Origin of the sequence: Acinetobacter harbinensis, from assembly GCF_000816495.1 — a bacterium.
Taxonomy (GTDB): domain Bacteria; phylum Pseudomonadota; class Gammaproteobacteria; order Pseudomonadales; family Moraxellaceae; genus Acinetobacter; species Acinetobacter harbinensis.
The window spans coordinates 24,642-38,575 of sequence record NZ_JXBK01000002.1 but is presented as its reverse complement, the minus strand read 5'-3'; the positions used below and the strand labels follow the sequence as shown (position 1 = coordinate 38,575).

The window sequence follows — 13,934 nt, the reverse complement described above, 5'->3', positions numbered from 1 at the left end:
ACAATTTGTGCGGCGTTCACATTGCCATCTTGAATCCATGCTGATTGTTCTAAGCCCTGCCAGACATCATTTAAAACCGACTGTTTAACATGCTTATCCAATGCCTGCACACTTAAGTTGCTGCCTTTGGCATTATATAAATCGCCGACAATATAATATTTTTGATCATTGGCAATAAAGACTGTTGCAGGATTTTGCTGCATATGCCCCGCCCAACCTGTCATGTGGCTGGGTGCATCAATTTGTTTAATAAATTTAAAACCTTCTTTGGCCAGTTGCTGCTTAATTGCTGATTCTGCGGCAGAAACTTGCGTGACGCTGAGCGCAAACAGCAAGCCCAGTATCCATTTTGAAACATGACTTTTTTTCATCATAAACTCCTAATCTGTCGATTGAACGGTAATTTTTTCAATATAGTGCTGCAACATCGGCGGGTTTAACTCGCCCAAATGTCGCTCCAGCAACTGGCCTTGGGCATTAAAGAATAAAGTACTGGGTAGACCAAACATCTTCATTTCAGTGGCCATAGTGCCGGTAGGATCTAACAATACATGCTGCAGTTGCAGTTGATTGCGCTGTAGATAAGCATGAATGGTATCGGGACTTTCACCTTGGTTAATAAAGATAAATTGTAGCTTAGGATAATCCCGTTGCGCCCGATCAAACACCGGCATTTCACGATGACAAGGCGGACACCAACTGGCCCATAAATTCACCACGGTCGGTTTACCGATCAGTTGTGCCAACGGTTGCGACTGCTGTTTTAAGTCGGTAAAGCTTAAATTCGGATACGCCTGTGGTACGGTTAAGGACTTTAAAAGCCCCATACCAAGGCCTTGTATCAGCACAAAACTCAGTACACTGCTGAGCAGCACAGTGCGTGTTAATAGGCGGTTTTTCCAAATAAACCATAAGCCGGCGGCAATCCATCCAGCATAAAAATTAAATCCTTTATCCTGAATTTTAACAATATTAATCGGCTGTACAAAATATAGCTCATAATGGTTAAGTACAAAAACAGCTCGCGCCAGCAGTAATCCAACCCAAATACAACTCCAGAGCGAATCTTTATAGCGCTGCCAAACAAGATCACTCCAATGCTGGCGCGACTTAAAGTACTGACCGACAAAAAATACACTCAGCCATCCTATAATCATTATCATCACCGACCAAGGCAGCATCAACCGGCCAATGTGTAAGGCTTCTGAGGAAATCAATGCCCTTTGCTCGCTGTGAGTTGCTGTACATTTTCAATCAGCTGTGCAGCAGTATAAGTACCGGTCAAACGTAAATTACGACGTTCGTGTTGATTGGGCTGAAGAAACAGCAGGGTCGGTGGGCCTAAAACCTGTAACTGTTTGAGTAGCACATCTTGGCTAGGTTCATACTGGGTTAAATCCAGCTTAATTCGCGTTACATTTTGAATCGCTTGTTGTACGCGAGCCGACGGTAAAACCTCACGCTCAATGGGCTGACAGGCTACGCACCAATCTGCGTAGACATCAATAATGACGGGCTGTGTGCTATGTGCGGCTAAGGCGGCTTGTAACTGCTCGGAATTATTGACAATAATCCACGGCTGTAGCTGACTATTTTGTACGGGATTGACATTGGCTATGGCCAAGTTAAGCTGCCACAATCCACTGCCTGCCAGCAGAGCGCTTAAAATCAGCACGGAGATTTTATAAGGCAAAGTGGCGACATGTTTGACCACACGGATGAGGTAAATCGCCATGGCCAAAAACACCGCAGCAAAAGCGATAAAATATAGACTGATTGGTAACAAAGGGCGGGCAAAATAAATCGCCATGGCCAACATGACAAAACCAAAACTAAATTTTAAACGATCCATCCAAGCACCCGGTTTAGGTAAATATTTCGCCCCAAACACACTGGCAATAAATAAAGGAATACCAATCCCCACACCCAGTAAAAACAGATAAAAGCCACCCAAAAATTTCTGCTCAACATGCGAGACATACAGCAATGCACCGGCCAGTGGTGCACTCATGCAAGGCCCAACAATCAGTGCAGATACCGCGCCCATCACCCCTGCACCGAGTAAGGTTCCGCCTTTTTGGCGTTGTTGAATTTGATCTAAGCGTTGTAATAATTTCTGCGGTAAGGCCAGTTGATATAAACCAAAAAGATTCAGGGCAAAAACAATAAATAAAAGCGCGAATAAACTGATAAAAACTGGACTTTGAAACCAGCGTTGAATATTAAATCCAATCTGCGAAACAATCACCCCCATGATGCCGTAGACCAAAGCCATACTCAAAATAAAGGTTAAGGCAATCAAGGTGGCTTTGTAGCCTTTTTTACGCTGAATTAAGATTCCCGATAGAATAGGAATCAGCGGTAAGGAACAGGGTAAAAATGCCAGTAAAACACCTAAGCCTAAAAAGATTAAAATATTGAAAAAGACATTTTGATTAGACAACAAATCCACAAAGAACAGGTCATTATTTAATTCTTGATTAAAGGATGCGGCTGTAGAGGGTGATGGAGCAACGGTTTTTTGCTCTATTGCAGATGCGCTCACCTGTGTAGCAGAAGTAGCCGTTTGAATCGGCTGTTTTGCGCCAATCCCCTCTGGTTTGGCTACCGGCGGTTGTTTCAAAAGCGTTGGATCTGTTAGCGCTAGGTTTAATTCAGGATCCGCTGTTGTTGCGCTGGCAACTGGACTAGCAGGCGCGGCTTTTTTGGGCTTTAAAAATACCGACTCAGACTGACTTTTAGCTAGATTTTGTTGGGGTAGTAGACCTTCAGCATCGGTATGAATACTGCGGTGCTGCACAGGATAGCACAGCCCGTTTTCCGAGCAACCTTGCCATTTCACACTATATTCACGATTCGGTTGCACGGCAAACTGTGCCACAACCTGATTATAATGAACCTCGGTTTTACCAAAAGTGGGATCGTCCTTTTCTTGGCCTTTTGGCAGCTTTAGCGCAAGGTCTTTTTGCTCCACACTGACTTTGAATTGATCATGATAAAGATAATACTCTGGCGCAATCGTCCATTGCAGTTCTACTTGGTCCGTTGCAGTGGAGCTGGCTTGAAATTTAAACGCTTGGTCGGGAGGCAAAAAGTCTTCATTTGCAAATAGGCAGGTGCCACTTAACGTGAGTATGGCACCCATAAATATTCGAGAGAACATATCTTCCAATCTAAAATGATATTTAGCTTATTATCGACCTTGCTGAATTAAGAGAGCATTAAGGTCTGTATTTTTTTGTAAGATAGGATATTGATTTTAGGAAAGCCTATGTTTGTTGTATTGGTTGAAGATGACCCCTATATTGCCGAAAGTATTGTCGCGGCTTTAGACTATCTAAAGATTTCTGTAGAACATGTTAGTACCGCGCGAGCGGCGGATTATTTTATTCGCCACAGTGCGGTCGATCTATGCTTATTGGATTTAGGCTTACCCGATCAAGATGGACTAGAATTATTACAAGCATGGCGTCAAGATCAATTACACGTTCCGGTATTGGTGCTGACGGCACGTAATCAAAAACAGCAATGTATTGAAGCTTTAAATGCTGGTGCAGATGATTATCTAACTAAACCCTTTGATTTAAATGAATTGCTGGCCAGAATTCATGCTTTGGCGCGCCGGCATAGCGGCTATTCATCCAATCTGTTACAAGTGCGTGATTTAAAGCTCAACCGCGCCACCCATCAAGCCTATTACCGCGAAACTTTACTTAGCTTGTCGCGACGTGAATATACGCTGTTGGAAATTTTTATGTTGCATCCTGATCAAGTGCTCAAAAATGAACAATTGATTGATAAACTATATGGCTTTCAAGACAGCATTGAAAGTAATGCCATCAATGTCCATATTTATCACTTACGGCAAAAAATTCATGCCGATATTATTCAGACCGTACGTGGTGTCGGTTATATGTTCAGCACAACTGAGATAACGCCATGAAGGGCTATAGTCTTCAATGGCGTTTGGTGTTTAGTATTGTTGCTGTTTTCGTGCTGCTTTGGTCGTTGGTGTTTAGTTGGTTATATATTGATTTAGAAAAACGCCTGCAAAGTACATTAGATGAACGCCTTTCGGGTTCAGCGCATATGGTGGCACGCTTAATTCGTCATCTGCCTTTACATGAAGTCGTCAATACCCTTGAAGCGCAGGATGCTGCGCCCGCTTCGCAAAACTTAATCGCGTGTGAAATATCTATTTTTGGGGCCAACATCTCAACCGGTCAGCGTGTCATTGCCCGAACCCAAGGTGTACCTGCGCGCTTAAACACACAAAAACTTGGCTTTAGTACGTGGCAAGACCAAGGTGTGGAGTGGCGCAGTTATGTACTAAAAAAAGGTGAGATTCAGGTGGTGACCGCAGAAAAATTACAACTGCGTTATTCCTTGTTGCGCCAGATTCTACAATCGGTACTGATTCCGTTGATTCTGACCCTTATTCTGTGTATTTTTTTAATTCTATGGATTATTCGTATTGAGTTTCAGCCTTTAGATCAGATTACCCACAATATTATCGAAAAAAAACAGCATTTATCTGCTACAGCCAGCTATCTACAGCAACTAAAAACACAGCATATTCCCAATGAAATTCAGCCCTTTGTCGATAGCTTACTAGAATTTATTCAAAGTTTGCATCAACGGCTCGAACATGAAAAAAGCTTGAGTGCTTTTGCCGCACATGAGCTACGTAGTCCGTTAACTGCGATTAAAACCCATGTACAATTGGCTAAATTAATGCTAGTGCAACATGAGCCAGTCTCAGAAAAAATTTTACAGAATATGCTACAAGCCGAAACCAGTGTGCAACGCTATGAACAATTATTGGAACAGTTGCTGCTGCTCAGCCAAATTGAAAATCAATGCCAGTTGCGCATAGAGATGAGCGAAGTACGGCTGACGTTAGAGCAGGTCATCACTGCATTACAGCAAAAATATGCAGATATTAACAGCAGACTTCAGGTGGATTGGTGCAGTCTATCCGCAATTGATCTATCGTCTGCAACATTGGCGATTGTGTTGAAAAATCTAATTGAAAATGCTTACTTACATACAGCACCCAATACATTGATTGAAATTTCTATGTTAGAAAATACCTTAATCGTTAGCGATCAAGGACAAGGTGTAAGCGATCATGAGTTAACGCTACTCAGCCAACGCTTTTGGCGTAAATCAGCACAAGGTGCAGGCCATGGCTTGGGCTTAAACTTGGTGAAAGTGTTGCTAGAGAAGCATGGCTATTCAATTATGTTTCGTCATCATCAGCCGACTGGACTGACGGTGGTTATTTGCCGTAATTCATCTGTTTAAATGCAGTACTGCATCAAGTAAACCATAAAAAGTATGAATCGATGTATTACTCAAAATCTCTCGCACTAGTCTATATCGGCTTAATTGCTGCGCGTTATTGAGCTTATATCTGGCCTTAAATAAGCGTCTAAGCTTGGTTTTTGTTGAGCCTATTTTATAGCTTAGGCTATTTATTGCGCAAATCAGTAACACGTTGACTGAAGAATCGGGATAGCTTTTTAAATACTCACTATCAAGCACGAGTCAGTTAACTTAAGATGGTCTGTAATAAAGTCACGCGCTGGCCATTGATTATGACGACTGAAAAAAAAGAAGATCCGACCATTATTGTTCAAGAAACGCCAGACCAAGAAAAGTATGAATTGCTAAAAGAAAAGCTTTGGTATAAACAGGCACTGCGAGAAAACTCAAAAACCATTGATCATAAACAAGTACGGCTCAATATTCAGGCAGATGCACTGCCCAGTAAAACCTTCTTCATTATGAACGCCTTGGCTGCAATTATCGCCGGCTATGGTTTGTTAGCGGATTCAGCCGCGGTGGTGATTGGCGCCATGCTGGTGGCAATGATGTTGGGTCCCATCTCTGGGATCGCTTTGGCTTTTATTGATAATCGCTGGATTCTGTTTCGCACGGCCTTTACTACCCTAGTATTGGGGGTAGCGATGATTTATAGCATTGGCTTTATGTTAGGGCTAATCAATATTAATTTGCCCATTACCCAAGAAATTCTGTCTCGTACTCAACCGACCATTATGGATTTGATGATTGCCTTAGCCGGTGGTGCAGCAGGCGCATTTGCAGCGGTCTCTCCACGGCTTTCTGTGGCGGTGGTGGGTGTGGCTGTTGCAACGGCTTTAGTGCCTCCTTTGGTGGCCAGCGGGATTTTATTGGCGCATATGGAATGGAAAAATGCGGGAAACGCATTTATTTTGGCTCTGACCAACATTGTGGCCATTCAAGTCAGCTCATCCTTGGTTTTATGGCTAACCGGTTTTAGACGCGGATCTGACGTTGAAGTTAAAAGTACAGTGGTTGAATTTATTAAACGAAATTTCATTAGTTTATTGTTTTTATTGAGCTTAACCGTGTATTTGAGCTTTAATTTTACCCATATGTTAAATAAACAACTGTATGAAAATAAGGTAAATGCAGATATCTCCGAGTTCTTCAATAAAAATAATAATATTATCGACACCATTCAATTTGATAAACGTCAAGATTTCACTCTCATTCGCGTGGTCATTCGAGGAGATACTCCGCCACAAGCCAGCGATGTTGAAAAGCTCAATGAGCTTTTAAAAGCAGATCTAAAAAAAGAGTTGAGTATCGTGCAAGTGCGTTTTATTCCAGTTGAAATTATTGAAGCACGCAATAGTCCAAACCTTAATATTAAACAAACAGAAGCAGCTAAATTGGTCAAAAACAAAAATTGATCATGACCCGATAAATATCATTAAAAATCCATTCAGCAATGGATTTTTAATGTTTATCTCTATTCTTATGCCATCTGTTGCATGTGGCCAAGTTCTTCAAAATTGGCGTGCCATGACAATGCCTCTTGAAGAATGTGCGGTGTATGTCCACCTTGGTCACAAGCTCGGTCAAAATAATCATTTAATGCCGCGCGATAACTGGGATGAGCGCAGTGATCAATAATCTGACGCGCACGCTCACGTGGAGCCAAACCACGTAAATCGGCCAAGCCTTGTTCGGTCACCAAAATATCAATATCATGATCTGTATGGTCGGTATGACTCACCATCGGTACCACAGATGAGATATCGCCCCCTTTTGCAATTGACTTGGTCACAAAAATTGCAAGATGGGCATGCCGGGTAAAATCGCCCGATCCTCCAATCCCATTCATCATTTTACTGCCGGCCACATGAGTGGAGTTCACGTTTCCGTAAATATCAAACTCAAGCGCAGTATTGATGGCAATAATGCCTAAGCGGCGAATCAGTTCAGGATGATTGGAAATTTCTTGCGGACGCAGTACAATTTTATCTTTATATTTTTCAAAATTTTCCATAACGTGTTTGGCACAGGCATCGGATAAGGTCATTGAACAGCCTGAGGCAAAAGTCATTTTTCCAGAATCAATTAATTCAAATGTACAGTCCTGTAACACTTCAGAATACATTTCTAAATGGTTAAAGTTAGAATGTGCAAAGCCGGAAAAAACGGCATTGGCAATAGAACCCACTCCTGACTGTAATGGCCCTAGATTTTCGGGTAAACGTCCTGTGGCAACTTCATGTTCAAAGAACTGAATTAAATGTTGGGCAATCGATAAAGTATCATCATCAGGTTCATCCATTTGAAAAGAAGTATCGGGAATCTCATTTAAAACAATTGCAGAGATTTTTTCAGGATCGACTCGAATGCCTGTCGCTCCTATACGATCTCCGGCCTGAGTCAAAGGAATGGGGCCACGATTTGGACGAGCTTTGGGTACATAAACATCATGCACGCCTTCAAGTACCGGATTAATGGTCTGATCAATTTCAATAATAATCTGCTCAGCCATCTCAATAAAATTGGCTGAATTGCCACATGAACCTGTGGGAATAATCAGACCATCTTCGCTAATGGCCGTTGCAGCAATGATCGCTACATTAATGCGCGGTAAATTATGATGACGAATATTATCAGCCAGTTCAGATAAATGCTGATCGATATACATCACTTCACCTGCATTAATTGCTTTACGCAAATCAGGATCTGCTTGATAAGGATAACGACGTTGAATGGCATGGACTGCGCTTAAACGACCATCAATTTTATTGCCCAGACTTGCACCGGTGACTAAAGTAATTTTTAAAGGATGCTGTTGGGCATGATCAGCCAAAGCCAGTGGAACTGATTTTGCCTCGCCTGCACCGCCAAAACCACTCAAACCGACCACAGCACCGTGTTGAATGAATTCAATTGCTTGTTCAGCAGACATTACTTTGTCACGTAAGCAGAGCAAGCGAATACGTTCTAAACCATTTTTCATGTAAAAAATCTCAAAATGAACATCATTTTCACCATGATGCCAGCGCACCAGAATCATGGCATTTTTTGTGATTATTGATATATTAATGGTCTGGGATTAGATCAGTTCCACGGCAATTGCAGTCGCCTCACCGCCGCCGATACATAATGCAGCTATACCTTTTTTGCCACCCGTACGTTTAAGCGCATGAATGAGTGTAACAATAATACGTGATCCCGATGACCCCAAAGGATGGCCCAGTGCACACGCGCCGCCATTCACATTGACTTTGCTTTCATCTAAGCTAAAGGCGTCTATGGCACACATGGTGACCATGGCAAAGGCTTCATTAATTTCCCAAAGATCAACCTCAGCTACACTCCAACCCGTGTGTTTTAACACCTTTTCAATGGCGCCTACCGGTGCAATGGTAAATTCAGAAGGATGCTGTGAGTGACTGGCATACGCGACTATTTGAGCCAAAGGCTGTAAACCACGTTCAGCGGCAATCTCGCTTGAAGTAATGAGCAAAGCAGAAGCACCATCACTGATAGAGCTCGAATTTGCAGCCGTAATGGTGCCGTCTTTTTTAAATGCGGGACGTAAAGTCGGAATTTTTTCAGCTTTGGCATTAAGCGGTTGCTCATCTTGCTCAACCCGTACATCGCCTTTACGACTTGAAACCGTGACAGGCGCAATTTCAGCTTTAAAATAGCCACTTTGAATTGCCGTCACGGCTTTATTTAAAGAGTGAATGGCAAAAGCATCCTGCTGCTTGCGCGTATAACCTTTCTGATCGGCCATGTCTTGGGCAAGTATCCCCATGGAAAGACCCGTTTCCGCATCCTCTAAACCTTCTTGGAACATATGATCAATAATTCGACCATGTCCCATGCGGTAACCGGTTCGTGCTTTTTCAAGTAAATAAGGTGAATTACTCATTGATTCCATGCCGCCGGCCACCACAATCTGTGCAGAAGCGGCCTTGATGGCATCTGCAGCCTGCATAACTGCTTTCATTCCCGAGCCACAAATTTTATTAATGGTGGTGGCGCCGGTTGAATCGGGCAAGCCCGCTTGACGCATGGCTTGACGGGCCGGACCTTGTTTTAAACCTGCCGGTAAAACACAGCCAAAAATTACTTCGTCAATATCTGTTGGCTTTAAGCCGGCACGTGCCACCACCTCTTGAATGGCCACGGCACCTAAATCTGGTGCGCTACAGCCAGACAATGATCCTTGAAAACCACCCATTGCGGTACGCACTGCATTTACAATCACAATCATTCGATTCATCCTTTTATTTATAGCTGTTGTTTAATATAAGCGCACAATCGCGCGTATATCATCTCCATCGATATCAAATTTCAATTTAAATCTTAACGCCATGCTTAAGCTTGTGCGGTAAAGTAATCGTCTGACAATTGCATCATTAGGTTTGAACCGGCTTTAATTTGCACAATATTGACCATTAAGCGAGGTAAAATTTTCTCTGCATAGTACTGCGCCAAAATCAGTTTATTTTGATAAAATGCTGCTGTTTTCAGCTGGGCAGCTTGCGCTATCTTGGCAAACATATAGCTGAAGCTGAGCAAACCGATGGCATGTAAATAATGTACAGCAACACCATTGGCAAAATCAGGCGCTGTTTTTGCATGCTCCAGAATGAATTGGGTAATCAGCTCTACTTGCGTACATGCATTTAAAGTTGCAGCTTTAATGGCCAATGTATCATCTAAGGTCATTACACACTCACGAATTTCAGCCAAATATTCAGTGAGATATTCAGCATTATTGCGAATGGTTTTGCGCCCGATTAAATCTTGCGCTTGCACTCCATTGGTACCTTCATAAATTTGTGAGATCCGCAGGTCACGCACACACTGCTCCATGCCCCACTCACGAATATAACCATGACCACCAAAGACCATTTGTGCATCAAGTACCGCCTCTAAAGCCGTATCGGTTAAATACGCTTTGGCAATCGGAATAAGCAGTGCAACACGATGATTAGCCTGTTTAACCGCGACCGGATCGCTTGAAAATTTAGTGATATCCAATTGTTGCCCGACATACACGGCAAATGCCCGAGACGCTTCATTGTTGGCACGCGCATTCAGTAACATACGACGAACATCCGCATGAACTAAAATTGAATCGGCGGGTTTTTCTGGAGATTGTATTGCCATTGCACTGCGCCCTTGTAAGCGATCAGTTGCATATTGTGCAGCATTTTGATAGGCAAATTCAGAGGCTCCTAAACCTTGAATTCCCATAGACAAACGTTCGTAGTTCATCATCACGAACATGGCCGCAAGCCCTTCATTTTCTTGACCGACCAAAAAGCCTTTGGCGCCATCAAAGTTCAATACACAGGTTGAAGAACCTTTAATACCCATTTTATGTTCAATTGAACCTGCGCCCATTGTATTGCGCTCACCCAATGTTCTCTCGCTAGTGACTAAGAATTTCGGCACAATAAACAATGAAATACCGCGTGAGCCTGCCGGTGCATGGGGGGTTTTAGCCAACACCAAGTGAATAATATTTTCTGAGAGATCATGCTCACCACTGGTAATAAAGATTTTGGTTCCGGTAATGTTGTAAGAGCCGTCTATATTGGCTTCAGCTTTGGTTTTAATCATGCCTAAATCTGTGCCTGCCTGTGGCTCCGTCAAGCACATGGTGCCTGACCATTCACCGCTATAAATTTTAGGCAAATAAGTCTGTTTCTGTTCCTGTGAAGCATAGTTATTCAATGCCATACCGGCACCGACTGACAGTAACGGATACAGCATAAAGGATGGATTGGTGGCCCAAATCATCTCATCGGCAAGAACCGTCAGCATTTTGGGCATGCCTTGACCGCCCCACTCTTCTTCTGCCCCTAAACCAATCCAACCACCGTCAGCATATTGCTTAAAAGCCTCTTTAAAGCCTTTAGGCGTGGTCACCACACCCTGACTAAATTGAGCACCACCTGCTTCATCACTTGAACGATTTAAATCTAAAATGACATTTTTAGAAAATTTTGCCATTTCTTGTAAAATGGCATTCGCTGTTGCCATGTCAAGATGAGCCAAATCAGTGTTCGCTTGCCAAAAATCTTCGGCCTTAAAGACGTCATTTAAAATAAAGTCCATCTCTTTAAGTGGTGCGTTATAAAGCGGCATATTGCATTCCTTGTGAAGCACTCCACGTTGAATATTGAAGCGCCTTTTAAACTGTTAACAAGCGAGAATAAAATAGTAAATTTTTTTATCCCATATATTTAAATATCTGGAATCACATTTTAAATATCTAAAATAGATCAGCCGATCTTTAATGCATTGCCTTAGACACTCGCGCATATTTTCTAAGTTCATTAAAACCAGATTACATCGATAAAACGCAGGCTTTCAATAGATGACTGAAACCTTGTCTGATTAAAATATCAGTCGCTTGCGCTGTAATGGGCATTTTTAGATTTCAGTGCAAGCAGACAATAAAATAATTATTACTGAATTGGAATTTTATTGATGATTATTGACCTCGCAGGTTCACATTTATTGACTTTTAGTTTTAGCTAGATGATTAAAAAATTGAATCACCTGAGTGCTGCTGCCTAACTCTTGATTTAAAGCTGTATCCGACAATAGTGGAATAGTCATTTTTATTTGACCGGTATATGCTATTTGAGCTTCTTTTTATGTCTTTTGGGACGATTGTAATGAATACCGTACGCCAACAGAATTTTCTACTGCGTAAAGAGAAAATTTTAGCCATGGCAGAAACCCTGTTGCTAGATAACAATCAAGATATTACTTTAGGAGAGCTGGCCTCTGAACTAGATATCGCCAAAGGCACCATTTATAAACATTTTAAAAGTAAGAATCAACTGTACTTAGAACTGATTATTTTAAATGAACATCGCTTATTAGAGATTTCAAAAAAATATAAAAATAATATTAAAACCTATGTTTCTCAATACATGCTTTATAATATGTTAAATTCAAATCGTACTATTTTATTACATGTCATTGAAGACCGACTAACCAATAATGAAAAAAACTTAAAAGAGTTATTTGAGCAATTGTACGCCATTCGCGAAGAACGAATTATTGAAATCAGAGATATGACCGGTGAATATCTAACCTCCTTAGAAAGCGCAATGTCTATTCGTGATTATTTATCCTATATCTGGACGGTCACTTACGGAGCATCACTATTACTGAACTCAACACATTATCAAAAATCAATTGGTTCGCGTGAACGTTTAATTAAACTCTATATCAATCAGGCACTCATGACACCGGATAAAATCTCTTTGATTCATTAAAGCTATTCAAGTGAGTGCGGGGTACAAGGGCATTCTTTGATTACTCAATTCTGACTCAGTTTCCATGTTTAAACTGTGCATCAATCCAATAAAACTTAAAGTCTAAAAAACAGCCATATTGGCTGTTTTTTAGGTTTATAAAAGTGCTCGAATCATCTACTAAAAAAACTTTAAAATGGTCTGAATAACCACGGCATTAATAATGTCAATAAAGAATGCGCCACACAATGGAATGATCAAGAAGGCTTTATGCGATGGACCATAACTGTTGGTTACCGCTTGAATATTGGCAATCGCAGTCGGGGTTGCACCCATGCCAAAACCACAATGACCGGCTGAAATGACTGCGGCATCATAATCTTTACCCATGATTCTAAAGGTAACAAATGTGGTGTAGGCAGCCAAAACCAGCATTTGTACCAACAAAATCATGACTAAAGGGCCAGCCAAATCTGATAAAAGCCACAATTGCAGTGATAAAAGCGCCATAGCCAAGTAAAGGGACAAAGACGCATTGCCAAACACATCAATGGCACGATCAAAAACCTTGATTTTAAAGAAGTATTCAATACTATTACGAATCAGCACGCCACTGGCAAGTGCCCAAACAAAGGTCGGCAATTCAAACCACTGCCCTTGACTGAGGTCTGTCATCCAATTGGCGATGTAAATACAACTTGCGAACATTCCCAGTGTAGTGACCGCATTATGCGCGGTAATTAATCGAGTCTTTTTTGAATACTCAAACGGGGCAATATCTGTATTGGGCGGTATATCACCATCCGTCTTATCAGCCAAGCTCTGATCGGACAATTGATGCTTTCTAATCAGATATTTAGCAATTGGCCCACCCATCACACCACCAATGATCAAACCAAAGGTTGCACTGGCCATACCTAAGACTACAGCACCCTGAATACCATATTGGGTTTCTAAAATACTTCCCCATGCACCCGCTGTACCATGCCCACCCGTTAAGGTGATGGATCCTGCAATGAGTCCAATAAGCGGATCTAAGCCCAATATTGTGGCTAACCCCATTCCCACCGCATTTTGTACCAACACATATAACGAGACACAGATTAGAAACAGTAAAAGTGCACGGCCGCCTTTTTTCAATTTTATCAAACTGGCACTCAGTCCGATGGAAGTAAAAAACATCAGCATCAAAATATTTTGTATTTCACTGTTAAAGCTAGCACTAATATTAAAGAACTTGAATAAAATGAAGGATAATAAGGCAGCAATCAAACCACCAGCTACCGGCTCAGGAATATTATAATTCTTCAGAAAAGGAATTTTCTGAACCAAAATGCTGCCCAGTAG

At 41.8% G+C, this 13,934-nt stretch carries 11 protein-coding genes; 4 read left to right on the top strand and 7 right to left on the bottom strand.

All coding sequences use genetic code 11. The features are described from left to right. The 3 genes from SE27_RS14555 to dsbD form a co-directional block, all read right to left on the bottom strand. On the bottom strand, positions 1–371 hold a 371-nt coding region (locus SE27_RS14555), incomplete at its 3' end, for a disulfide isomerase DsbC N-terminal domain-containing protein (protein ID WP_455549998.1). A gap of 9 nt (positions 372–380) precedes the next feature. After that, positions 381–1,217: a TlpA family protein disulfide reductase gene (locus tag SE27_RS12380; RefSeq protein ID WP_039624079.1), complete on the bottom strand. Its 837-nt coding sequence runs from the start codon at positions 1,215–1,217 to the stop codon at positions 381–383. Then, positions 1,214–3,163 (bottom strand): protein-disulfide reductase DsbD, encoded by a 1,950-nt coding sequence (gene dsbD / locus SE27_RS12375; RefSeq protein WP_039624078.1) that lies wholly within the window; start codon positions 3,161–3,163, stop codon positions 1,214–1,216. The genes SE27_RS12380 and dsbD overlap by 4 nt, the downstream gene beginning before the upstream one ends. Positions 3,164–3,271: 108 nt before the next feature. On the opposite strand from dsbD, the gene SE27_RS12370 reads away from it, so the two are divergent. The 3 genes from SE27_RS12370 (at position 3,272) to SE27_RS12360 (ending at position 6,743) form a co-directional block, all read left to right on the top strand. Further along, complete coding sequence (locus SE27_RS12370; RefSeq protein ID WP_039624076.1) at positions 3,272–3,943, top strand: response regulator; 672 nt, start codon at positions 3,272–3,274, stop codon at positions 3,941–3,943. Beyond that, complete coding sequence (locus tag SE27_RS12365; RefSeq protein WP_039624074.1) at positions 3,940–5,307, top strand: sensor histidine kinase; 1,368 nt, start codon at positions 3,940–3,942, stop codon at positions 5,305–5,307. The genes SE27_RS12370 and SE27_RS12365 overlap by 4 nt, the downstream gene beginning before the upstream one ends. A 293-nt stretch (positions 5,308–5,600) precedes the next feature. Beyond that, entirely contained in the window at positions 5,601–6,743 is a 1,143-nt protein-coding gene (locus tag SE27_RS12360; protein WP_039624258.1) for a DUF389 domain-containing protein, read from the top strand. A 65-nt stretch (positions 6,744–6,808) separates the two neighbouring features. Here SE27_RS12360 and SE27_RS12355 read toward each other — a convergent pair whose 3' ends face one another. The 3 genes from SE27_RS12355 to SE27_RS12345 all read right to left on the bottom strand — a co-directional run bounded on the left by SE27_RS12355 (position 6,809) and on the right by SE27_RS12345 (position 11,463). After that, positions 6,809–8,311: a succinate CoA transferase gene (locus SE27_RS12355; protein ID WP_039624256.1), complete on the bottom strand. Its 1,503-nt coding sequence runs from the start codon at positions 8,309–8,311 to the stop codon at positions 6,809–6,811. Positions 8,312–8,407: 96 nt separating this feature from the next. Further along, a complete protein-coding gene (locus SE27_RS12350; RefSeq protein WP_039624072.1) occupies positions 8,408–9,577 on the bottom strand; it encodes a thiolase family protein in 1,170 nt (389 codons plus the stop codon). Positions 9,578–9,681: 104 nt separating this feature from the next. Then, complete coding sequence (locus tag SE27_RS12345) at positions 9,682–11,463, bottom strand: acyl-CoA dehydrogenase C-terminal domain-containing protein (RefSeq protein ID WP_039624070.1); 1,782 nt, start codon at positions 11,461–11,463, stop codon at positions 9,682–9,684. A gap of 536 nt (positions 11,464–11,999) precedes the next feature. Here SE27_RS12345 and SE27_RS12340 point away from each other — a divergent pair. Next, the gene (locus tag SE27_RS12340; protein ID WP_039624254.1) at positions 12,000–12,608 is read left to right on the top strand and encodes a TetR/AcrR family transcriptional regulator; all 609 of its coding nucleotides are present in this window, start codon (positions 12,000–12,002) and stop codon (positions 12,606–12,608) included. A gap of 159 nt (positions 12,609–12,767) precedes the next feature. Here the strand turns inward: SE27_RS12340 and gltS are convergent. Then, positions 12,768–13,934: sodium/glutamate symporter (gltS, locus tag SE27_RS12335; protein WP_455549997.1), on the bottom strand; the 1,167-nt coding region annotated here is incomplete at its 5' end.